Consider the following 23,463-nt stretch of genomic DNA (forward strand, 5'->3'; position numbering starts at 1 on the left):
ATAATGAAAAAATGGCTTATTCTATTTTGTTCTCTTCTCTGCACTGCCTGTATGCCACCTGAAAAAATACTAGAAAGGCAAGGGATTTCAACGATTATTGGTTATGATTTACTTGATGATGGTACTTACTTAGGTACGATTAGTTTATTGCAGTTCGATCGAAAGGAAGAAAAAACAAGTGAAACCATTTCGGCCGTCGGAACGACAAGCAAACAGATAAGACAAATTTTAGAACAAAAAACAAGCCACGACATTACTTCCGGACAATTAAGGACATTACTATTTAATAAAGATATGACAGAAACGAAAGGAATTTCAAATTTTTTAGATACCATGCAACGAGACACCAGCATAGGATCTTTAATATTTTTGGCCATTACAGATAATGCTGAAGATATCATTAAAAATGGAAACTATGAAGAATATCCTGAAATGGGGTCATATATTTATCAATTGTTGGATAAGCAAGAAAGAAAAGAAATGTTAATAAATTCCAATCTTCAAGATTTTTTTTCTACGCTCTATGAAATTGGTATTGACCCTACCTTACCCATCATTTCAAATAAAGAAGGTGTAGCACCTTACATCAATAGCGTTGCATTATTTAAAAATGATAAAATGGTAGGTTCGATTTCTTTGAAAAAAACCATGTTCATCAAGTTATTCACCCATCGCAAGGCTTTTTTGGGAGATATTACATTAAACATACCTGTAGAGACATTCAAACAAAAAGGAGTCTCACTAGCCGAAAAGCCAAAAGAAGATAAATTTAATATCACCATTCACCCTATAAAGCACCGCGGAAGTATTGAATTATCTACAGAAGATGAAGTTAAGCTAAACGCAACCATTTCGGTTTCAACTATAGAAGGACAGCCTGCTGTTACTCTAAAAAACAAGGAATCAATAAAAAAATTAGAGCAACTTCTTGGTGAAGAATTAAACAAAGAATTCGGGGATTTTCTTGAGGAATTAAGAAAATTAAATTCCGATCCAATCGGCATTGGAAGAAAAATAAAAAGCTTACGAAAATATTCCAAATTAAATGATAAAGATTTGAGGGAAAAGTATTCAACATTAAAGTTAAAATCAACTATTAAGGTTGAAATAAAACGAACAGGCGCTATTGATTAGTAAAGATAGTTGAGAAAAATACTCTACTATCTTATTCTTTCAAGTATATTACGTTCAAGAATATTAACCAAGAAGAACCTCATTTACTTATGATACGGTTCGCCACACCTAATCCCAAAAAGTTTCCCTCAATACCATATGCGGAATAAACAGGACAACTATAACCCCCTCATTGCACAACAAAGGCGACTATATAACTATTATACTTCTAATAATGTTGATACTTAATCCTAAATATCTTATGATGAAAATACGACTGAAGACTTTCATGTCAATTATAAGTGGATATTTTATATCGTATATATTCAGCTAGAAGCTACTTAAGCGGAATATTAAAGGGGAAGAGCTTTTGATACAGACACATAACATTAAACGATTTGCAAAGATTTTTGTTATTTATATTTTGATAGCAGTGGTTCCTACGCTGATTATCAGCGGCATTTTGACAGATCTGCAAATGAAAAAATATGAAGATGAATATAAAAATAAAGCTCAAACGAATGCAAATCTTCATGCAACAAATATAGAAAATTTTATTGGCGAAACAGTCGGACGGTTAGAAATGCTTGCTACCCTGATTAAAGTTCAGCATAGTAGCTTAATTGATATAGAAGAAATTTTTAAGGAAACTCAAGAAAAGGATAAACGTTTTTCAGGCTTTTACTGGGCCAATCTAGAAGGAGACTTATTAATAAGCTCAAATTCACTCAACCCTCCTGTTAATGTTGGTGATCGACCATACTTTCAGCAAGCACTGCAGTCAGGAAAAACGAGTTTTTCAGAAGCACATATTGGTCGAGTAACAGGGCGTTATATTATGACAATCGCCGTCCCTGTTACTGAGGATGGACAAATTAAAGGTGTTTTGCTAGCCAGCTTACGATTAGATGAATTAGAAAATACCATAAAAATGTTATTAAAAGATGAAATGATTATCGTAACAGATCAATCCGGGGAAACAGTAATAGAAGCAAGCTCACTAACTTCGACGAAAAACCTAGTAGATTATCGTATCGATTTGAAACAACCCTCCTGGATCATTACGGCAAAATTAAGCCCTGAAAATAAACACTTATATCGTCATACATTTTCCTATTACCTAGTGGCGGTTTTTATTATTATGAATGTTTTACTACTATTAATCTACAACCTTCAACTAAAATTTAAAGCAAAGAAAGAAAAAGAACAAAATGAATATCAAAAACTAGAGTTACTCGGGAATCTGGCTGCTAGTACTGCCCATGAAATAAGAAACCCTTTAACAGGAATAAATGGATTAATTAAACTACTTAGCGAAGAATATTTAGATAAGAAAGCTCAATATTACTTTGAAGTGATACAAAAAGAAATCATTCGAATAAATGCCATTGTTAGTGAGTTACTAGTACTTGGGAAACCAACTGCATATACATTAAACACCTACAATACAATAGATATCGTAAGAGAAATAGAACCTATTTTACAATCGGAAGCTAATTATATGAATGTCGAACTCTCTATTTCCTATTGTGCTGATGATGTGCCTATCTCTTGTGTCCAAGATCATATAAAACAAGTGATTCTAAATTTGTCCAAAAATGCTTTACACGCTATGCCCGATGGTGGAAAATTAACGATTTCAATAGGAAGAGACGCTGATTTTTGTTTCATTACGATAGAAGATACTGGTGTAGGTATTCCAAAAGATTCTTTAGACCAAGTCTTCAATCCATTTTTCTCTATGAAGAAGCATGGTTCCGGATTAGGGTTAACAATCTGTAAACGAATTATTGACACCTATCAAGGAGATATTTCTATTCAAAGTACTCTTAATAAAGGAACTCTCGTCAAAATACGTATACCTCTATCAAAATGATTTAAAGTTAATATTGAAAAAGTGACGAGAATTTATATATCTCGTCACTTTTGGTTTATAATGTCACAATGATTCTTCCGCGAGCATTACCTTTTAGTAATGTAGGAAGGGCCTCCGGAAGCTGCTGAAGTGTCACTTCTTGTTGAATTAGTTCTTCTAAATTTGCTGGTTTAAAATCAGTCGCTAGACGATTCCATGTTTTTAATCGTGTCTCCATCGGACAATACACTGAGTCGATTCCAAGTAAATTAACGCCTCTTAAAATAAACGGGAAGACTGTTGTTGGCAGCTTTGTTCCAGCTGTTAATCCACTGACCGCAACTGAGCCACCGTACTCGATTTGGCTTAAAACAGATGCAAGTGGTTCTCCGCCAACTGGATCGACAGCCGCTGCCCATTTTTGTTTGCCTAATGCCCGAATCTTTCCATCATATACATCTTCACGTGATAGAACCGTAGTTGCTCCAAGTTTCTTCAAGTACTCTTGTTCAGCTTCTTTTCCTGTACTTGCTTCAACTTGATAACCTAGAGTAGATAGAATAGAGACAGCAAAACTGCCAACTCCACCTGTTGCTCCAGTTACAAGAACAGCTCCTTTGTCAGGAGTTAGATTATTTTCTTCAAGGCGTTGCACGGATAATGCAGCCGTAAAACCAGCTGTTCCGATAATCATCGCTTCTTTCAACGTAAGGCCTTTTGGAAGTGGAACAATCCACTGAGCCGGAATACGAGCGTATTCACTATAGCCGCCGAAATGGGAAACACCAATCTCATAGCTAGTTGCAATAACCTCGTCGCCTTCTTGAAAGCGAGGATCTTCTGAAGAAACTACAACCCCTGCTAAATCAATTCCTGGTACAAATGGATAAGTTTTTACAATGTTGCCATTAGGGATACTCGCAAGACTATCTTTATAATTAACGCCTGAATATTGAACACGAATTAGTACTTCGCCCTCTGGTAAATCCTGTAGTGAAACCTGTTGAACCCCTACAGAAAACTGGTCATCTTGCTTATTAACAACTAGTGCGTCAAATGATTTCATCTAAACACCTCTTTTATTATTTTTATAGATATTATTATATCTGTATCACTCGTTCATACAATTAATCCCATAAGTCGATTATAGTGTTAACTATTTGACCAGTCAATATAATTTTGACCGGTCAGAATAAAATATTCTTTTAGCATAGAAAGTTCAAAACATTTATCCTTACTATCCATTATTTTGTCCGGTCATTTTTTGTGTATAATGGAACTATTAAAAATAGGATGGTGGATTTTAATGAATAACAAAGCTGAAAAACGGCGTGAACAAATTTTAAGAGCCGCCTTTCAAGCCGTCTCTGAAAAAGGCTTTCATAGCGTCACCCTTCAGGATATTGCCGACTATGCTGACGTAAGCAAAGGGGTGACAAGTTATTACTTTCAAAATAAAGAAGATGTTTTTCGTCATCTGCTGGAGTGGGTTACTGAAAAAATTTATAAAAATGAACATGCAGCAATCAGCAAAGAGCACACTGCACCTGATAAGTTACGTGCTTATGTCCATGCAGCTTTTGCCAATCCGAGTGATAACCGTAAATTTTACCGAGTGTATCTTGAATTTCTCGCTCAAGCGAACCACAATGAACAATTTCGTGACACTAATGACCGGTTTTATGAAAATTGTTGGTCAATCGGGCGCGAAATTATCCAGCTGGGTCAAAAAGAAGGAACATTCGCTAATGTGGACATTGATAAAGCCTCTTACACAATTCGTGCTTTAATAGATGGATCCCTAATTCAATGGTTGATGCAAAACAACGATCAATTACATACATTCTATCGTGATAATTGTCTAGAAACTCTCTCGAATTACTTAACAAATAAAAATAATCAAAACAGTAATTAACTTATCTTTTCATCCGAAGAAGAAAAAGGAATCACTATATAAAATCTATACTCGATTCCTTTACTGAATATATTTCTTTATGTTCATACTATTTAACAAGCGGCCCCCCACCTACTCATTGGACTATCGCTCTTCACATTCCTTGAGGTAGGGGTGTTCTCGCCTATTTTTTGACAAACAAAATAGATAATATTTTTCGAAATATTATCTAACTTAAAAATCTTTGCCTTTATATAGATAAAGATTTTCATTTGATATTTCTTTACTATTATTTAAAATTTGACAAGACAGCAAAACACATCATGTACAGCAAACTCTTCCTCGTATTTTTCTAATGCATTGAAGTCTACGAGTCTTTGAGTAAGTTTCGGATGCTTTATAGATATTGGCTTACGAACCAATGCTTTTACATTTTCATAAGTATTGGACTGCAATAATATACGTAATAGTTCATTCCCTACTAGTCCAGTTGCACCAACAATTAATGCTTTTCTCTTTTCCGTATTCATTTTTATCACTTCCCTGTTTCAAAGTAAAACAAGTATATGAAACATTCTATACATACGCAATTAATAGCATCAAAAAACGACTACCTATTATAGATAGTCGTTTAATTAATAGATGTACTTTCATTTTAAATAAAATCATTTAAATATGACAGATATAATCTCTTCTGTCGTCATGTCACTTTGTACCACATATGTACCAGGACGTAAATGGTTTTCCACACCGCTTTTTTCAACTTCATTAAAGAAATCCTGCCCGCTTTTAATAACCCTTGCTCGCTGCAGAGCTTTACCAACATCAATACTTGTCATCCCTTTGGAAACTCTCAGTACTGTGCGGTATACAATCTTTTCTTGTGTTTCAGCTTTTGCCTCAGTTCCTGCTTTATCTTTACTAGATTTAGCTTCAGCAAGTTGCTCTTTCCACTCTTTTTCTGTATGGACGACATACCCTTCAGAAGATAGTAAGTCTTTCATCTCGTCTTTTGAAAGTTGTTCTGTAGTCTGTGTGCTTGTCGCTTCACTAGGCCCAAAGAAGTATACTGCACCGCATAAACCTGTTGCAACAAGAAGGCCTCCGGCAAAGCTGCGCATTGATTTAGATGTCATTGGCAACGCTTCCCCTTTCCTGCTTTGTGTTTACATAAGGAGCAATCAACCGTTCTATTTCATTCGTATTCTTCCCTGTTTTCATTGCTATACTTTCAACTGAATACCCACGTTTATGTAAGTCTAGTACTTCACGCAACAAAATCCGCTGTTCAGAAGAAGCTGCCAGTATACCAGCTTCTTGTGCTGTAATTTCAGCATCTATCTCAAGAGTCCGAATTTTTTCTTGTAGTTGATTCACTTCCTCTCCAAAAGTAAGAGAAATTTTTTCCAGATGATCTTCAACTTTTGGTGAATCCGTTTTAGTAAACGACAAAATGAACAGTATCACTGCAACACCAAACAAAATGGCTAACGCCCATGCCATCATTCTATGTCCCTCCCTAACCTAAATCTATTATCTCGCTTCCCTATTATATATTGATTTAATCAAGAATTCGATTTAAAACAACAAAATACCACAATAGTCATTGTATTTATGTTTCCGAAAAAATCCTAAGTATTATATTCCTAAATATTTTACTAATTATCATACTCACTTTGATATAAGACTTATCAGATAAGGACTATAGCACCACTAAAAAAAGACTGGTTATTAATAGCCTTGTTCGATATATGGGGAATTGAGATGTATTAAAAAATACGTCTATCGAAAGTCTAACATATCAGCTTATATAAACAAATAATTAGTACTTTTATTTGAACAGGAACAGATTTTTAATAGATAAACATAATTTTTGAAATTCAGATGAAAGGTGCGTAGCCTTAACAGTAGTTGCGATTTTTTTAATACTTATGTTAGATTGAAAAATAACCTCAGCAGCACCTTTTTCTTTCGTTAAAACCAAAAATAGAACCACCCATACTTTTAGACTTATCAGGAAGAAGGAGAAACGATGCCAAACGATTTTACGATTCGTTTATTAGTAACAAGCGATATTCACGGATACATTTATCCGACTACATACCGGGATCATACGGAAACAAACTTTGGATTAGCCAAAGCAGCGACTATTATTAAAGAAAAAAGAAGGCAAGAAAAGATATTATTACTCGATAACGGTGACTTAATTCAAGGAAGTCCTTTAACCTATTATCATGCTAAATACAAACCAAATTCTGAAAATCCTATTATTAAAGTCGCTAATTCGCTTCAGTACGATTTGGCTGTTTGCGGTAATCATGAATTTAATTATGGCTTAGATTATTTAACAGACGCTATTCAACAATCCACTTTTCCATGGCTGTCTGCAAATATTATCAATTCATCAACTAAGGAGCCTGCCTTTGGAACACCTTACACAATAAAAATAATTGATGAAGTCAAAATAGCTATTCTTGGTATCACAACTCATTTCATTCCAAATTGGGAAGAGAAAAAAAATATTGAAGGTCTACAATTTAATGACGCTTTACTCACTGCAAAATGGTGGGTCAGTCACATCCGTCAAAAGGAAAAACCAGATGTAATAATTGTTTCCTATCACGGAGGGTTTGAACGGGATTTACAAACAGGGGAACAAACAGAACGGCTAACAGGAGAAAATCAAGCCTATGCTATGTGCCAAGAGTTAGGAGATATAGATATTTTAATCACAGGTCATCAGCACCGTACACTAACAGGAACAACCAATGGCATTACGTTCCTGCAGCCCGGTCATTACGGACGTTATATAGGTGAAGTATGTATAAAGGGAACAAAACAAGAAGGATCCATTTCAAGTATAAAATGCTCTGCCAATTTAATCGAAATAGACGAATCTATCAAGGCAGATCAAGAAACACTCTCCTTCATAGATGATTTTCAAAAAGAAACTCAAAAATGGCTTGATCAATCAATAGGAACGGTCATTGGAGACATGACCATTAAAGACGTACTGCACGCACGTCTACAGGATAATCCATATATCGAATTTATTAATAAAGTGCAAATGAACGCTAGCGGAGCTGCTATTTCAAATACAGCCTTATTCACCAATGAATCTCTAGGTTTCCAAACAAACATCACAATGCGTGATATCGTATCCAATTATATTTATCCAAATACATTAAGAGTCATCCGGATAAGCGGTAAGGATATTAAAGAAGCTCTTGAGCAAACCGCTCAATATTTCACTATCGAAAACGGAAACATAACGGTTAATCCTGCTTTTTCATATCCAAAACCACAGCATTATAATTATGACATGTGGGAAGGCATTGAATATGAATTAAAAATTTCAAATCCTATAGGCCAGCGCGTTACCCACCTAAATTACCAAGGGGCACCATTACAGCTCAATCAACAATACGATGTTGTCATGAACAGCTACCGTGCTAGCGGAGGCGGTAACTTCAATATGTTTAAAGGAAAGCCTGTTATAAAAGATATACCGATTGATATGAGTGAGCTTATTGCCGACTACATACGAGAAAGAAAAATCATTAAAGCAACTTGCAACAATAACTGGAAGGTTGTTTTATAATTCTTATGCAAAGCAATTAAAAGAATAATCATCTTCATTCTTTTAATTGCTGTATTGTTTATAGTTAAATAATATATTCTACCGAGTTATTTTTTCTAATACATTCATTTGCCTTTTCCACCAAGCTAAGTTCATATTGATGATTAAAGAAAACGAAAAAATCCTTAATATAATATGTTGAAAGTGATGTCTCATAATTAATTGACCATTTGTTGAGCTTCACAACGCTGAAATGCACGAACTTTACGAGGCAAAAATCTACTAATCTCATCCTCGTTATATCCAACCTGTAATCTTTTTTCATCGAGAATAATCGGTCTTTTTAATAATCCTTGGTTCTCTTTGATTATTTTATATAATTCTTGAAGTGATAGAGATTCTATGTTTATATTCAGTTTTTCAAAAGCTTTCGATCTTGTAGAGATAATTTCATCTGTCCCACCTTCCGTCATGCGAAAAATTTCTTTAATCTCATCAATCGTAAGAGGTTCAGAAAAAATATTTCTTTCTATATAAGCAATTTCGTGTTCCTCAAGCCATGCTTTTGCTTTACGACAAGACGTACAACTTGTTGATGTATACAGGGTCACCATATTAACAATTACACTCCTTACATAGAGAATCTATTTTGCTCATGCAGATTCTGTACTTTGATATGTCCTCACTTTGTCGTACCAGTTATCTATTGTAACTTATGAATATATCATAAACCTAATAGATTCAAATCTCAATGTAAAATATCTCTAGTTAAAGATAAATAGTATCTATTAATTAATAGAGCTTTTTGTCATACATGAAAGGGAGTTCTGTAGTTCCCTTTTCAATTGAATATTGGTAAGAAAATCACAAAAGAATCTGCTATTGAACAAGATTGCTCGACAGCAGGTTCTATTAAAAGATAGTTTTGATTACCCTTTTTACTGTAAATTTTTCAATAAACTATCTATTGAGCCCCCATGTGTAGCAATTGGATAGAGCTCTCCGTTTAAAGCAAATGAAACTCTACCTGTTTCCTCGGAGACAACCAGAACAAGGGCATCACTGCGTTCGGTTAATCCTAAAGCAGCGCGATGTCGTGTACCAAGTTTTTTATCACCTGTAAATTTATTTGAAAGAGGAAGAACATTTGCTGCAGAAACGATCTGATTAAAACTTACCATTACAGCACCATCATGGAGTGGATTTCCTGGAAAAAAGATGGACTCTAATAAAGAATGGCTTAACTCTGCTCCAATTGCAATCCCCGGATGAATTAAAGATTCAAGAGAATCTTTGCGTTGAATGACAATTAAACCACCATGTCTTCGGTCCGACATATTTTGTAAACAGATTGATAATTCTGGATATTTATCCGTAAACGGGGACAAATAACAATTTAAATAAAAAGTAGCAGCTTTCATTTCAATGTATGCAAATCTATTTTTTATTTTTTCAAAATCCCCAAGTAGACAATCGTTTTCCTGATCTATTGTTTCTAAGCTATTCTGAAGCGTCGTGATCACTTGACGTATATCTTCTTTTAACGTTTGCTTCATCGGTGAAAAGTCGCAATTTGCATGATTCATGGAGCGAGCCTCCCTCATTCTAATCCTCTTTCTTTTCTTTGATTGATTATTGGAGCATTCATTTTCAGTTTGTCTACATAAGCATGATTTATTCATCAACTGAAATAGAATATTTATGCTAAAAATTTCAGTTCACTAACTCCATACTAAAAAGAGCTGTCGCAACTGCAACACCTCAAAATATATCTTCCCTTTAATTGTTCCCTATTCTGCTTTTAGATCGAATATATAGTCTAATTAAGAAGTATTATGCTAACAAAAACACTGATTCTCAAAATAAAACAGAGATGGATGCTTGTCTTATTCCACAAGCCTTACAATTCTACCACCCTCGTTTTCCCACTCATCCAGGCATATAACATCGTTTAAATCAACAAATTTCTCGCTGTTTTCTGATATCAATAACTCTTTCTTTTCCATACTATCCCCCCAGTTGTATAGAATAGTGTTTTCAAACTTTTATTAATGTGCCTGCTCTATTTTATGCATAACGTATCTATGCGACTCAATAAACCGCCTTCATGTCTTCCCTTCATAAAAGTTTTCACGATTTGAAAATAAAGTAAATTACACCAAAAGTTAAAAGCTTCATTTCCTCATGAATGTTTCACCTTCTTTTGATAAATAGTAAATAGGATGATACCTTCAAGGAGGAAAGAAAATGAACAAACAACGGGCACAAGAAATTGCCAGTTCACCTGTTATGGCGAATGTTACCTATAATGGGGCAGCCATTTATATTCAACATGTTAATGATGAAAATGACACAGCAAGAATTTATCCTCTTGATGAACCAGAGAATGAACAAGAGGTTTTATTAACTAACTTAATCGAACATTAATACGATGAAACAAGACTCCAATTGAAACAGTTGGAGTCTTGTTTCCTTATCTATCCTGTATCGGAGTAAATTTTATAAATATTCTCTTTACTTCACCTCACTCTAAATGGATAATTGTTATAAAACATTACATAAAAAGGTGATAAATTATGACGAAGTTACTCATTATCAAATGTGGTGAAACGTTCCCAAGTATTAAAGAGCAATTCGGGGATTTTGAAGATATGATTATAAAAGGTACAAGTATTTCACATGACAACGTAGTAATCGCTCCTGTATATAAAGATGCGACCTCCTTACCTTCTCTAAATAAAATTGGAGTAATCATTATAACCGGTTCACATGCAATGGTCACCGATCACGAAGAATGGAGTGTTCAATTGATACGCTGGTTACAAGATATTAAGCAGGATAACATCCCCACACTAGGCATTTGTTATGGTCATCAATTACTGGCGGAGGCATTTGGCGGTCAAGTAAGTCATCATCCAAAAGGAATTGAAATCGGTACAACAAGTATCCAGCTAACAGATGCAGGCAAAGAACACCCTCTATTTAGTATCCTTCCTCATACATTTTTTGGTCATGTCACTCACTATCAATCTGTTATTAATCTGCCGAAACAAGCAACGATTCTCGCACAGAATGACTTTGAACAACATCAAGCTTTTATGATTGATCAGCATATTTTCGGTGTGCAATTTCATCCAGAATTTACAGCTCCTATTATTCATGCTTATATTGATGAACAAGCAGAGCGATTACAGGCGGATGGTTTTTCTATAACCGCTTTGCATGAAACCGTAATTGAACAAGATTATGGCCAAGTTTTGTTAGAAACGTTTGTTAGAAATGCCGGACTACCTATAACAGACACTTCTGTCGGCTATACATTATTTCAAGCAGCAACCAAAAATAAGAAATAGTTTTCTAGACCCTAAAAAAGCCAATCAAGCATTGAATCTTGATTGGCTCTTTTTATAAAACTTACATCACAAATCCGCCATCTACAAATAGTGTTTGCCCTGTCATAAATTCACTCCAATCGGATGATAAAAATAAAACAGGACCTGCGATATCTTCCGGCTTTGCAATTCTTCGAAGCGGCGTTTGCGAAATGATTAGTTCTTTCAAACTCTCTTTTGTTTTTTTGCTCGCATCGGTTGGATAAACAAGGCCCGGTGCTACACAATTAACTCTTATACCAAAAGGTCCAAGCTCCACAGCTAAATTACGGGTATATCCCATTAATGCAGTTTTAGCCGTGTTATATTCATGATAAGGAACCAACGGTCTTTCTACTAAATTACTAATGATATTCACAATGCTTCCGCTGCTTTGTTTTTTCATAATTGGCAGCACTGCTTGACATATATAATGCGTTGACCTTACTGCTCCATCAATTTGTCCTTGATAATCCTCCCATGTGAGCTGCCAAGCCATTTTTCGTTGTTCAGGATCAAAGACATAAGGTTTAAATGCATTATTCACCACTACATCCAGTCGTCCCGCTTCAAGCACAATTTGCTCAATCATCGAATGAACAGCCTCTTCGGACGTAACATCTGCTTGAATCGCCCAAGCATCTCCTCCAACTTCGATACAAGCTGACACAATTTTTTCAGCTGCTTCAACATTTTTCAAATAATTGACGATAACGAACGCCCCTTCTTTTGCAAATTCAAGGGCAATCGCTGCTCCAATTCCTCGGCTGGAGCCTGTAACAAGAACGACTTTTCCGCTAAATTTCCCCATGTGTTCGTTCTCCTTTATTGTTTTGGAAGTAATGTATCAACTACTACCTCATCCATATTGAGCTTTTCTTTAATCAACCCTAATTTTTGATACGTATCCGCACCATCCTGCAAGATATTCGCATCAAGTGCCCCTAAACCATGTTGCTCTGTTTCAGGAGATACGCTAGAAGCATTACGAAGCTTAATAATTTCTAAGTTTTGTTGCTCATCTTTCCCATCGATTGCATAGGTTTTAGCCAAAGCAGCCGCTTCTTCCGGACTCTCAATCATCCATTGTGCACTATTACGATAAGCTTCCAAGAAATCCTTCAATTCTTGCTGCTTTTCTTGATATGTTTTTTCTGTTACAACAAATACATCACTCGGTACATTTAAGTAGTCTTTCACATTCATCACATTGACTTCCTCTAAACCTTTTGCTTGTCCCACAACTAGTCCCGTATCCGTCGCAGCTGTTGCATCTACTTGCCCTTGCATTAATGGGGCAAAGTTTAAAAGGCCTGTCTCAACAATTTTTACATCATTTTCCGAAAGGCCGACCTGATGTAATAACACTAATAAGTTTTGACGTGTTCCACTTGATAGACTATAGACGCCAATTGTTTTTCCTTTTAAATCTTCGGGTTTATTAATATTGGCTTCCTTTAGTGATACGATGTTAAATACATTTTGCGGATAAATATTGTAAATAACTTTTAGCTTTTCACCTTTATCTAATGCGAAAAATAGTGAACCTGGATCAGTAAAAGCGATATCTGCTTTCCCGGATAAAATATTTTTAATCGCATCGCCACCGCCTGCACCAGGAATAATCGTTACATCCAATCCTTTATCTTTGAAGAAATGCTTCTTCTCATCGACTAATAAATTCGTTTGTTCTGTAAGTGGCTTACTCCAGTTCGCTACTCGAATCGTTTGAACGTCTGTTGAACTAGATTTCGCCGTTTCTTTATTTTCACCCTTTGCTCCACACGCTGACATCAATACGGTCATACATAATAAAATCGTGACTAACCATCTTTTTTTCATTGTTTATTCCCCCTCATATATTTCTTTAATACAGTAACTTCTAATACATAAATTAATTGATATAAAACCATGCCCATTACAGTTAATAGAATTAACACAGCAAACATTAACGGCGTGTCCATCATCCCTTGCGACGCGACGATGAGCGCCCCTAATCCATCGCTTCCCCCAATAAACTCGCCAACAACGGCTCCTACTACGGCTAATACAACCGCTACTCGAAGTCCGGCTAGAATCCCTGGCAGACCATTAGGAATTTTCAAATGAATTAATGTTTGCCAGCGTGTGACTCGAAGCATATGAAATAACTCTTGTTTTTGTTTATCCGTAGATTGAATGGCCGTAATCGTATTCTCCAATAATGGAAAAAAGCAAATTAGGGCGGTGATTATAATTTTCGATGTCATACCAAAACCAAACCATAGAATAAATAAAGGGGCCAAAGCAAGCTTAGGAACAGCTTGGCTCGCAATGATATAAGGAGAAAGAAGCTTTCTTAAAAATTCAATCTCCCCCATAATCACACCAACGATAAATCCCCCGACACAGCCAATTACCAAGCCTAACAACACTTCTGATAGCGTTCGTAAAATATGTGGAATAAAGTATCCACTTTGCAGACCATCTACTAAAGTCGCAACAATAACCGTAGGGGCTGGCAAAACAAGCTCTGACATAAAGCTTGCACTATATTCCCAAATGATGAGGAAGATAATAAATAATAGAATCGAGTATAACGGGAGACTTTTCATCACCTATTTCCTCCCAATACATGTCGTAACGTCAAACACAACTCATTAAAATACGGTGCATATTTCATTTCTACATGTCTCTCTTTTTCTAATTTCACAGCCGTATCAAAAATGAGTTGGCCTTGATCCATGACCGCAATCCGATCTGACAAATACACGGCTTCTGCGATATCATGCGTAATAAAAAGAACCGTTGTATGACGGGTCTTACAAATTTTCAGCAAATCATCTTGTAGTTCTTCTCTTGTAATAGCATCTAGAGCGGCAAATGGTTCATCTAGAAACAGCATCGTTGGTTTTTGAATCAATGCTCTCGCAATAGCGACGCGACTTTGTTGCCCTCCAGATAGTTGGGTAGGATAACGATCTAAATAAGTCGTTAAACCAACCATCTCTAATACTTCTAATCCATACTGTCGATCTTGTTTCGTAATTTTTCTTTTCAACGAAATTGGAAGCAGCACATTTTCTAATACCGTTTTCCATTCTAATAAGGTAGGAGATTGGAACACAAAACCACATTCATCTAACGGCCCTGTTACTTCTTTTCCTTTCAAACGAATCATTCCCGAATGAGATGGAAGCAAGCCCGCTGCAAGCTTTAATAACGTTGTCTTTCCACAGCCGCTTTTCCCTAGAAAGCAATGAAACTCCCCTTCTTCAATAGACCAGTTTACTCCATGCAGCACAGTTGTCTTCTCTTGATAACTATAAGTCAAATCCTCAATTTTTAAAAAACTCATCTGCTAACCTCCTAATCTGCATAAGGAGCCAACTCTTCACTTAATTGTTGAGCTGAAGCTTCGATATCAACCATATTAATTAAATCAAGCACATTAAAGCGACCGTCATGATGCCATCCAGCTTCCGGAGATGTCATATTTCCCAATGCCGTCATTCGAGTTACACCGACACTCCCTAGCAGATGAGACCATTGGAACAATTCAGATGGACTAGCAGCAATTCCAACCGTTTGCAAGTAATCCCGATGCATAAGAAGGCCTTCCGTCACCTCTTCTATATGATTAAATTCTTTCACTTTTACAACACGATTTAAACTGCTTGGTGTAAGGCTAAGATCGGAATCTTCAAAAACAACAGTCCAGTCGTTTTGGTTACTGCCTAATACTTCATTATTTGGATTCGAGAACAGGTTCATTTCTTCTTTATTTTTCCAAGCAGCCATCTCCATCGATTCGGCCATTGACAGTTTTCTTCTCGGAAACCTTCTATTAAACGCCTCTAGTTCATGACCTATATATCTAGCAAATTCTTTCGGAGAAACATTTCCTCCTTTTTGCACATAGAAAACATGCGGAGAGTAACAGCCTTGCTGGTCATAACGCATCACATCCAATGCAGCCAAATGGGCCGTCTGCAAAGCTTTAAGAGAATCAAGAGATGCTTTTGAAACAATGCCAAAACTTAGCTTGTGTCCAAATGATAAAAATCTTTTAGTAATTGGAATCCGACTTCGTAGAGCTTCCATCGCTTCATTGCCTCCGTATCCGACGACAATATCTGTTTGCTGAAAAATAAAACGTTCTCTCTCCTCTTCACCACCCTTCCACCAAAGAACGGCAAAGCAATCTGCTAATCTTGGTTCTATTTCTACTAAAAGCTTAGCAAACCAGCCGGCAAATAATGGCTCAGCACTCGATACCTTCCCAATATTCCCTGCTTTCACTAACAAACCAGATATAAAGCTCCATAAAGGAAGACCAGGCACATTCCCTGACCAAATATGCGTAATTAAATCAGGACTAAAAGCCTTCGAAAATCCACCTTTTACTCTCGGCTGAAAATCATCTAACAACAATGGATTTCCTAAATCTTCAACAAGAAAACGCTGCAGTTCATGTTTTCGAAACGTTTTTAAATAAGAAGTCAAACCAAGTCTTATCATTTCCTCATCATAGCCTGTTACAATCGGCAATACTTTTTCAGCTTTTTGTCGATAAAATGAATCACGATCTAGAAATCTATGAATCGCTTCATCAATGATATTCATTAACTCATTAACAGAAAAAGATTTTAACACCTTACGGCTGCTATGCTTAATCTTGTCCATTAACCTGCTCATTTGTTCATTTGTAAGAATCGGGATCTCTACTTCTATTATTTCTTGATTTCTTTCGAATAGAAGCACCTTTGTCTCAAATGATTCTTCTCCTATATTCGGAATATATCCAGCGATTTCTCTCATTTCTCCAATCCCTTTGAAGCCTTTAAAAATTCTGCCATCGCTAGCGAACAGCCTTTTGCTTCTGTTCCTTCCACTCTTCCTAATAAAAGAAAACCACCTGCAACGAAGACACCAACATCTTCTGTTAAAATCGTAGAAACAGAATTCACATTAGCAAGATCGCAATGAACAATAACGCCTCGTTCTCCTTTTGTTACTTCTTCACCTGTTAACGGATTTACCACTCGCGTTTTAATCCAATTTGGTCCTGATTTAATAGCAGGAACAGATTGATTTCCATTGTCATACAGCTGTGTACTCAGCTCGGTCATGCCGTACATATTGATACACGCGGCACGATCGACTCCTAAATATGTAGAAAGCAACTGATAAAACTCATCCAACTCTAATTCTTTAGATTGTTTTTTAAAACCGCCCGTATCAAGAACTTTACTTCCTTTTGGTAGAGTAAAAGTTTGGTTCCCACGCTCTAGTTCTTCTAAAAGGTGAACAAAGCTATAACTTGCACCTAAAAGCGCATAAGGTTCTCCAGTTGCTTCGGCATTCCTCAGCTCTTTCTGTAAGCCTTCCATATCAAGCTCATGATTTTGTATAAAATAACGGCTATCTTCTGTCCCAAATCTTTCTTTTGCGAGTTTTAAATAACGAGCTAAAGAAGAATTAGGCATCTCCTGTTCTGTTGGAAATAAGATTCCCATCCGAATTTTATCGGTATTCCCCATAAATCTTTCTTGGAAATTTTTAATCATCGACTTATCAAATATGTCTAATGTTGGATGATAATGTTTACCTCTAATTCCTTGTGTTGTACCACTTGTCATATAAATCGCTTCTGCTTGCTCCGGATCACAACAGCTCAAAGTAACATCTTTAAAAGCATTAATCGGTACTGGTGGAATGTCTCTCCAAGTTTTCACAGTGCGCGGCGTTTTTCCTTTTTGAGAACAAAAAGTTCGATACGGAATGTTATATTGATAGTGATAGCGAAATAATTGTAAAGCCTGCTGATTAAACCTTTCCTCGGTAGATTCATTACGATCGATAAATTGAGCTGTCGATTCAATCATTTCTTTTTGAGTCATCATGTTTATCCGTTCCTTTCTATGTAACCAATTACTTTCTAATAGCGCAAAAAAGCACTTTGCGTACGCAAAGTGCAAAAAATACAGAGTAATCCCCTTATCACTTCCCTACGCTGGCATGACCCAACAGGTTCAAACGGTCTACGGTAGATTAACCGTACTCTCAGCCTGATTCCACAGACTCCCGATATCATTTATTTTTTATACACAGAATACCCTTTCTTTTGGTAAAATGCAATCATAAAAAAACCTATACTCCAAATGAAGTACAGGTTTCACTCAATCTCGTTTATCTACAAACCCGCTTAACCGCGGATTTGTCCTTGTCCATAAATAAAATATTTAGTAGATGTTAAAGCAGGTAATCCCATTGGTCCACGTGCATGAAGCTTTTGCGTACTGATTCCAATTTCAGCACCGTAACCAAATTCAAAACCATCTGTAAAACGTGTAGAAGCATTATGATAAACAGCAGCTGCATCAACACCATTTAAGAAAATGTCTGCATTTTCTGCATTTTTCGTAATAATAGCTTCAGAATGATTCGTACCATACTGATTAATATGCTCAACAGCTTCTGTAACATCCTTCACAATTTTCACACTCAATTTCAGTGCTAAATATTCCGTTGCCCAATCTTCTTCTGTTGCTTGCTTCGCCTCTGAAAAAGCCGTACAGACCGTTTCATCTCCGTATAGTTCAATTCCTTTACCTTGAAGAACCGCTAATAAGTCCGTCCCATTTTTAGCAAACCAGCTTTCATGAATGAGCAAACTTTCAATTGCATTACATACAGATGGACGCTGTGTTTTTCCATTGATTACGATATTTTCTGCCATCTCATAATCAGCTGATTCATCAATGAAAATGTGACAGTTACCAGCACCCGTTTCCAGAACAGGCACAGTCGATTCACGAACAACGGTATCAATTAAATTTTTACCTCCACGTGGAATTAATACATCTAAATATTCATTCAAATGAAATAATTCTTTCGCTGTTTCACGACTTGTATCTTCCATTAATTGAACCGCATCAACTGGTAAAGATGTTTGCGCCAATGCCTTATGAATCGACCCAACAAGCGCTTGATTAGAGTAGCTTGCAGACGAACTCCCTCGTAAAATAACCGCATTTCCTGTTTTTAATGATAATGTAGCCGCATCAATCGTTACATTTGGTCTCGCTTCATAAATCATACCAATTACACCGATTGGAACACGATTTTTTTTAATAAGCAAGCCGTTTTCTTTCTCAATGGTCTCTAAGCTTTCACCGACTGGATCTTTTAAGTCAATCAGTAAACGAATAGCGGCTGACATATCTTCAATACGCTTTTCGTTTAACATAATACGATCTAATATCGAGTCAGGCAGACCATTTTTCTTTCCTTGTTCTAAATCTTTCGCATTTTCACTTATTAAATAATCTTTATCTGCCAATAATTGATCCGCAATTTTTGCTAATGCTTCATTTTTTTCAGCTGTTGTTTTTCCACTCATTTTATAACTTGCCGCTTTGGCCGCTTTTCCTCTTACAATCACTTCACTCATTACTAACTCCCCCTTTTTAATTTAAGCTTTCACCCATTTATCTCGATGAATTACTTCAATCGCAGACATTACAAGCTCGTCTGTCCGTTTTCCCATCGCTAGTTTCAGCTCATCGGCAGAATAGAGAACTTCTCCTCGGCCAAGCAATCCGCTTGAACCAAACACTTCAACAACGTCCCCTTTTTCAAAATCTCCTTGAATGTCATAAATACCAGCAGGCAACAAACTGCTTCCATTCAACATTAAGGCTGTTTCTGCACCGTCATCAACAAAGATTTTCCCTGACACTTCCGAATGAATCGAAATCCACTGCTTATTATTATTTACGGTTGTAAGCACGTCATTTTCAATATACGTCCCGTCACCGTCACCCGCTAAAATTTGCAGGAGCTTATCACGGCCTTCTCCTTTACCAATAAAGACTTTTACACCTAAAGAAAGTGCTGTTTTCGCAGCTAATAATTTCGATTGCATCCCGCCTGTCCCAACGTTCGAGCCGGCTCCTTCGGCTATTTGCAGCAAGTCATCCGTTACTTCTGTTAAATAATCGATTTTCTTAGCATCCGGATTCGTCAACGGATTACAATCATACAAACCGTTAATGTCCGTTAAAATAATGAGCTGATCGGCATGAATAAGCCCACTTACAAGAGCAGACAGCATATCGTTATCCCCAAATGTTAATTCTTCAACAGACACTGTATCATTTTCATTAATGATTGGTAAAATGCCGCGTTCAATTAATTCTGATAAAGTCGCATAGGCATTTTTATAACGATCCTTTTTTGAAAAATCGGTTCTCGTTAATAAAATTTGGGCGACGTTAATGCCGAACTGCCCTAATTGTTGCATATATGATTGAATTAATAAGCTTTGACCGACGGCTGCAGCTGCTTGTTTCCCTTTTAACGTAACCGGACGTGATGGGTAACCTAGCTTACGAAATCCGGTCGCAACAGCACCAGATGATACAAGAATCACGTCATGCCCTTCTTTGCGCAATGCCGCAACTGCTTGAATATGATCTAGAAATTTAAATTGATCAATTTCTCCCTTGGAGTTCGTTAACGAACTGCTTCCGATTTTAACAACGATGCGCTTCTTTTCCATCCATACTTCCTCCAATATAATTTTCTAATATATTAGAAAACTCACTTCCAACTTGCCCTTGAACATACAACGTTTTGGCCTGATATTATCTTCTTAAAATTAATAGATTTATCAAAATAACTACTCTACCCCCGAATTATACAAAAAAACCCTTCTCATCCTTATTAATTAAGGACGAAAAGGGCTGCTCTTTCCGTGGTACCACCTTGATTGAATGTGAACATGTCACATCCCACTTTACCTCATAACGCTAGAGACTGCGCCTATGTTTTCATAGGACTCAAGAAGTAGGTTCAGTGCCTTTTCTGTTACGGGTCTTACAGCCATGGACACCGCTCTCTGTTACAGCAAGATTTCACATACTAGTCTTCTTTCAACGTTCATATTTTCTATAGTATGCAAAATTATCGAGCTGATGTCAATGATAATTCCCTATTCTAGTGTGGAATTTTATGCTTATAATGCCATTGCTGGGCCGAAAAATTCGAAATGAATTTTTTCTTCTGTTACACCTAGTTCTTTTAAAGTCGCAATCACAGATTTCATGAATGGAACAGGTCCACATACATAATAATCAGCATCCGGTTTAATAGTTTCAGCTAACACATCGCGGTCTACATAGCCTTCTTTTACAAAATATGGATTATTTTTATCGATATCTGTTGGAGATGCATAAACAAAACCAAGTTCGTAATCTGCCAGTTTAATCTCAGAAAGTTCATTTCTGAAAGCTTGAACAGATCCGTTATTCGCCGCTTGAATAAATTGGACTGAACGATTTGGTTGTTTCTCTGATACAGTTTGAACCATACTTAATAATGGAGTGATTCCGACACCGCCTGCAAGGAAGACAACTGGTGTATCTTTTTCTTCTAACACAAAATCTCCAGCAGGAGCTGTGACTTCAATTTTGTCACCGATTTGAACAGATTTGTGTAAGTAGTTCGATACTTTACCTTCGTGCTCCTCGCCTTCTGCCTCTTTCTTCACTGAAATGCGGAAGTAATCGTGACCAGGTGCAACGGATAAGCTATATTGACGATTACATAAGTATTGCTCCCCTGGAATATTTATACGAATTGTAATGTATTGTCCCGGTAAGTAAGTTGGGACTTTAGTTCCATCAGCCGGTCTTAAATAGAAAGATGTAATAAGATCGCTTTCTTGTACTTTATCCGTTACTCTAAATTCTTTATAATCTTCCCAGCCATTATTTTGCTCAGAAGCTTCTTTGTACATGTCTTTTTCAATACCGATGAAGGCATCTGCAATCACACCATATGCTTCTGCCCATGCATTGATGATTTCATCTGTTGCCGCATCACCTAGTACTTCTTTAATCGCTTTCAATAAATTTTCACCCACGATTGGATAGTGTTCTGGCTTAACAGCTAAGCTTCTATGTTTATGAGCAATCTGTTTCACAACTGGAACAATTGCTCCTAAGTTATCAATATATTTTGCTGCAGCTAAAACTGTATTTGCTAATGCCGTTTGCTGACGGCCTCTTTTTTGATTTGTTTGGTTAAAAATATTTAATAGTTCTGGATGAGCTTCAAACATATTTTTATAAAACGTTTTTGTAATTGTTTCCCCATGGATTTCTAGCACAGGTACTGTTGATTTCACGATATCAATTGTTTTTTGAGATAGCATAATGTACTCCCTCTTCCTTTAAACAAGTATTTTTAATACACCTTTATAATACCCCCCTTTTTTTTATAAAGCAATATTTCAAATACATCTTTTTGTGAACATTTCGTTAACGTTTAAAAAGTGTTCACAATCTTTTTTTACTGTATTTCGCACATTTTCAAATAAGATTACTTCTTTATTTTTACACTCTTCCATAATTGAATATAAATTCTCTGCTAGTCTTCAAAGTGATTCCTTAAAATGAACTTCGAAACATCATCATGAATACTTTTCACACCTCTTCACATAATAAGCTTTGTGATTTATTCCTTACGGTAAGGAGAAAAACATGAATCTACATGAGATAAGGAGTGCAATTATGGGAATCTTAAGCGGCAATCCAAAAGATGAACCAATGCATTATGGTGAAGTGTTTGCTACATGGACTAATCTTTTTACAAACAATGGATTGATCACTGCATATCAAACATTTCTTCAGCATGCGGGAGATGGGGATTTAAAAAAACTTATCGAAGAAGCTATTGAGTGTATACAAAATGAAAATCAACAGTTAGAGGAATTACTAAAAGCAAACGGCCTTGGGCTTCCTCCTGCTTCACCTGACCGTCCGGTTGCCAAATTAGAAGACATACCTGTTGGAGCAAGATTTACTGATCCGGAAATTAACACTGCTCTTTCCATGGATATCGCAACGGGGTTAGTTGCATGCAGTCAAGCAATTGGACAATGTATTAGAGAAGATATTGCTATGATGTACGGTCAATTCCATGCAGCTAAGGTACAATTGGGGGCAAAATTTTTGAGACTGAACAAGAATAAAGGTTGGTTAGTCCCACCTCCTCTTCATGTACACAGACCGGAACAAGAATAGCTCGCATTTAAATATCAAGGGCAATCTTACTTTAGGATTGCTTCCCTTTGTTCTACATTTTCACCTGCTTCCATTCTTCTTAGATGTCACAATATAAAAATAAATATTAATCTATCTTGCTCTTGATTCAGGTGCTCAAATACGTATACTTATCTCTTTTTTAACCACCATAATAAGTGGAGGTGATGAAAATGATGAAGAAAAATGATATAGAGATAAAGGAAACAAAAGAAACAATGAAAAGTAACAGTGATAATTACCTCGGTCTTGATCCAGATGAACAAGAGATGAATGGACTATATGGAATGGCTGAAACAGAATATGAAGATCGCCTCCATGATGTAGAAAAATAAAAATTGCGTATTTTAATATGTATGTAGGAGATGAATTCGTTTGACAAACCAACAAAATGAAAATAACGCGAAGCAACAAAAGAAATCCGTTAATACGCAGTCTGTTTTTGAAGAAAACAATACAGATAATGCTCTCGGTTATGGGGATACGGATCCTAATGCTAGAGTATTAAATAATATAACAAATAAAACCAATCAATAACGACTAACTGAAACGCCTTTTTT

Annotated in this window: 24 protein-coding genes, 1 riboswitch and 1 other annotated feature; of the genes, 9 read left to right on the forward strand and 15 right to left on the reverse strand. The window is 36.3% G+C overall.

What is annotated here, in order from left to right:
• Positions 1–3 precede the first annotated feature (3 nt).
• Positions 4–1,134, forward strand: coding sequence for a Ger(x)C family spore germination protein (locus D1953_RS00850; RefSeq protein ID WP_119115261.1), 1,131 nt, complete (start codon positions 4–6; stop codon positions 1,132–1,134).
• A gap of 349 nt (positions 1,135–1,483) precedes the next feature.
• Positions 1,484–2,989, forward strand: coding sequence for an ATP-binding protein (locus tag D1953_RS00855; protein ID WP_119115262.1), 1,506 nt, complete (start codon positions 1,484–1,486; stop codon positions 2,987–2,989).
• A gap of 55 nt (positions 2,990–3,044) precedes the next feature.
• Here the strand turns inward: D1953_RS00855 and D1953_RS00860 are convergent, their stop codons facing one another.
• Positions 3,045–4,034: an NADPH:quinone oxidoreductase family protein gene (locus D1953_RS00860; RefSeq protein WP_119115263.1), complete on the reverse strand. Its 990-nt coding sequence runs from the start codon at positions 4,032–4,034 to the stop codon at positions 3,045–3,047.
• Positions 4,035–4,274: 240 nt separating this feature from the next.
• Between D1953_RS00860 and D1953_RS00865 the strand changes: the two genes are divergently transcribed.
• A complete protein-coding gene (locus tag D1953_RS00865; RefSeq protein WP_119115264.1) occupies positions 4,275–4,883 on the forward strand; it encodes a TetR/AcrR family transcriptional regulator in 609 nt (202 codons plus the stop codon).
• Between the two features lie 272 nt (positions 4,884–5,155).
• On the opposite strand, the gene D1953_RS00870 is transcribed toward D1953_RS00865, so the two are convergent.
• The 3 genes from D1953_RS00870 to D1953_RS00880 all read right to left on the reverse strand — a co-directional run bounded on the left by D1953_RS00870 (position 5,156) and on the right by D1953_RS00880 (position 6,368).
• Complete coding sequence (locus tag D1953_RS00870) at positions 5,156–5,392, reverse strand: Rossmann-fold NAD(P)-binding domain-containing protein (protein WP_119115265.1); 237 nt, start codon at positions 5,390–5,392, stop codon at positions 5,156–5,158.
• A gap of 135 nt (positions 5,393–5,527) precedes the next feature.
• A complete protein-coding gene (locus D1953_RS00875; RefSeq protein WP_119115266.1) occupies positions 5,528–5,998 on the reverse strand; it encodes a hypothetical protein in 471 nt (156 codons plus the stop codon).
• On the reverse strand, positions 5,988–6,368 hold the full coding sequence (locus D1953_RS00880; RefSeq protein ID WP_245979806.1) for a hypothetical protein: 381 nt from the start codon (positions 6,366–6,368) through the stop codon (positions 5,988–5,990). The genes D1953_RS00875 and D1953_RS00880 overlap by 11 nt, the downstream gene beginning before the upstream one ends.
• Before the next feature lie 526 nt (positions 6,369–6,894).
• Between D1953_RS00880 and D1953_RS00885 the strand changes: the two genes are divergently transcribed.
• Complete coding sequence (locus D1953_RS00885) at positions 6,895–8,463, forward strand: bifunctional metallophosphatase/5'-nucleotidase (RefSeq protein ID WP_119115267.1); 1,569 nt, start codon at positions 6,895–6,897, stop codon at positions 8,461–8,463.
• Positions 8,464–8,660: 197 nt separating this feature from the next.
• Here the strand turns inward: D1953_RS00885 and spxA are convergent, their stop codons facing one another.
• Positions 8,661–9,056: a transcriptional regulator SpxA gene (gene spxA / locus D1953_RS00890; RefSeq protein ID WP_119115268.1), complete on the reverse strand. Its 396-nt coding sequence runs from the start codon at positions 9,054–9,056 to the stop codon at positions 8,661–8,663.
• 324 nt (positions 9,057–9,380) lie between these two features.
• Positions 9,381–10,028: a sporulation-specific diadenylate cyclase CdaS gene (cdaS, locus tag D1953_RS00895; RefSeq protein ID WP_119115269.1), complete on the reverse strand. Its 648-nt coding sequence runs from the start codon at positions 10,026–10,028 to the stop codon at positions 9,381–9,383.
• A 661-nt stretch (positions 10,029–10,689) separates the two neighbouring features.
• Here cdaS and D1953_RS00900 point away from each other — a divergent pair.
• Both D1953_RS00900 and D1953_RS00905 read left to right on the forward strand, forming a co-directional pair.
• A complete protein-coding gene (locus tag D1953_RS00900) occupies positions 10,690–10,869 on the forward strand; it encodes a small acid-soluble spore protein H (RefSeq protein ID WP_119115270.1) in 180 nt (59 codons plus the stop codon).
• A 149-nt stretch (positions 10,870–11,018) separates the two neighbouring features.
• Positions 11,019–11,795: a glutamine amidotransferase gene (locus tag D1953_RS00905; protein ID WP_119115271.1), complete on the forward strand. Its 777-nt coding sequence runs from the start codon at positions 11,019–11,021 to the stop codon at positions 11,793–11,795.
• Positions 11,796–11,856: 61 nt separating this feature from the next.
• On the opposite strand, the gene D1953_RS00910 is transcribed toward D1953_RS00905, so the two are convergent.
• The 9 genes from D1953_RS00910 to hmpA all read right to left on the reverse strand — a co-directional run bounded on the left by D1953_RS00910 (position 11,857) and on the right by hmpA (position 22,014).
• The gene (locus tag D1953_RS00910; protein ID WP_119115272.1) at positions 11,857–12,624 is read right to left on the reverse strand and encodes an SDR family oxidoreductase; all 768 of its coding nucleotides are present in this window, start codon (positions 12,622–12,624) and stop codon (positions 11,857–11,859) included.
• Positions 12,625–12,638: 14 nt separating this feature from the next.
• Positions 12,639–13,655, reverse strand: a complete 1,017-nt coding sequence (locus D1953_RS00915; RefSeq protein WP_119115273.1) for an ABC transporter substrate-binding protein — start codon at positions 13,653–13,655, stop codon at positions 12,639–12,641.
• Positions 13,652–14,407, reverse strand: a complete 756-nt coding sequence (locus D1953_RS00920) for an ABC transporter permease (RefSeq protein ID WP_119115274.1) — start codon at positions 14,405–14,407, stop codon at positions 13,652–13,654. The genes D1953_RS00915 and D1953_RS00920 overlap by 4 nt, the downstream gene beginning before the upstream one ends.
• Positions 14,407–15,150 (reverse strand): ABC transporter ATP-binding protein, encoded by a 744-nt coding sequence (locus tag D1953_RS00925; protein WP_119115275.1) that lies wholly within the window; start codon positions 15,148–15,150, stop codon positions 14,407–14,409. The genes D1953_RS00920 and D1953_RS00925 overlap by 1 nt, the downstream gene beginning before the upstream one ends.
• Positions 15,151–15,161: 11 nt before the next feature.
• Positions 15,162–16,613, reverse strand: coding sequence for an acyl-CoA reductase (locus tag D1953_RS00930; RefSeq protein WP_119115276.1), 1,452 nt, complete (start codon positions 16,611–16,613; stop codon positions 15,162–15,164).
• A complete protein-coding gene (locus D1953_RS00935; protein ID WP_220453350.1) occupies positions 16,610–17,698 on the reverse strand; it encodes a LuxE/PaaK family acyltransferase in 1,089 nt (362 codons plus the stop codon). Before D1953_RS00935 ends, D1953_RS00930 begins: the two co-directional genes overlap by 4 nt.
• Positions 17,699–17,783: 85 nt before the next feature.
• Positions 17,784–17,893: riboswitch (TPP riboswitch) on the reverse strand.
• A 107-nt stretch (positions 17,894–18,000) separates the two neighbouring features.
• Positions 18,001–19,248 (reverse strand): glutamate-5-semialdehyde dehydrogenase, encoded by a 1,248-nt coding sequence (locus tag D1953_RS00940; protein ID WP_119115277.1) that lies wholly within the window; start codon positions 19,246–19,248, stop codon positions 18,001–18,003.
• Between the two features lie 21 nt (positions 19,249–19,269).
• The gene (gene proB / locus D1953_RS00945) at positions 19,270–20,358 is read right to left on the reverse strand and encodes a glutamate 5-kinase (protein WP_119115278.1); all 1,089 of its coding nucleotides are present in this window, start codon (positions 20,356–20,358) and stop codon (positions 19,270–19,272) included.
• A gap of 167 nt (positions 20,359–20,525) precedes the next feature.
• Positions 20,526–20,744 (reverse strand) — a binding site (T-box leader).
• Positions 20,745–20,814: 70 nt separating this feature from the next.
• Positions 20,815–22,014, reverse strand: a complete 1,200-nt coding sequence (gene hmpA, locus D1953_RS00950; RefSeq protein ID WP_119115279.1) for an NO-inducible flavohemoprotein — start codon at positions 22,012–22,014, stop codon at positions 20,815–20,817.
• 358 nt (positions 22,015–22,372) lie between these two features.
• Here hmpA and D1953_RS00955 point away from each other — a divergent pair, with 358 nt between their 5' ends.
• From D1953_RS00955 to D1953_RS21060, 3 genes are all read left to right on the forward strand, one after another.
• Complete coding sequence (locus D1953_RS00955) at positions 22,373–22,885, forward strand: DUF3231 family protein (RefSeq protein ID WP_119115280.1); 513 nt, start codon at positions 22,373–22,375, stop codon at positions 22,883–22,885.
• A 191-nt stretch (positions 22,886–23,076) separates the two neighbouring features.
• Complete coding sequence (locus D1953_RS00960) at positions 23,077–23,238, forward strand: DUF4021 domain-containing protein (RefSeq protein ID WP_245979808.1); 162 nt, start codon at positions 23,077–23,079, stop codon at positions 23,236–23,238.
• A gap of 40 nt (positions 23,239–23,278) precedes the next feature.
• On the forward strand, positions 23,279–23,440 hold the full coding sequence (locus D1953_RS21060) for a hypothetical protein (protein ID WP_182480460.1): 162 nt from the start codon (positions 23,279–23,281) through the stop codon (positions 23,438–23,440).
• Positions 23,441–23,463 lie beyond the last annotated feature (23 nt).

It is taken from the genome of Peribacillus asahii (genome assembly GCF_003570725.1).
GTDB lineage: Bacteria > Bacillota > Bacilli > Bacillales > DSM-1321 > Peribacillus > Peribacillus asahii.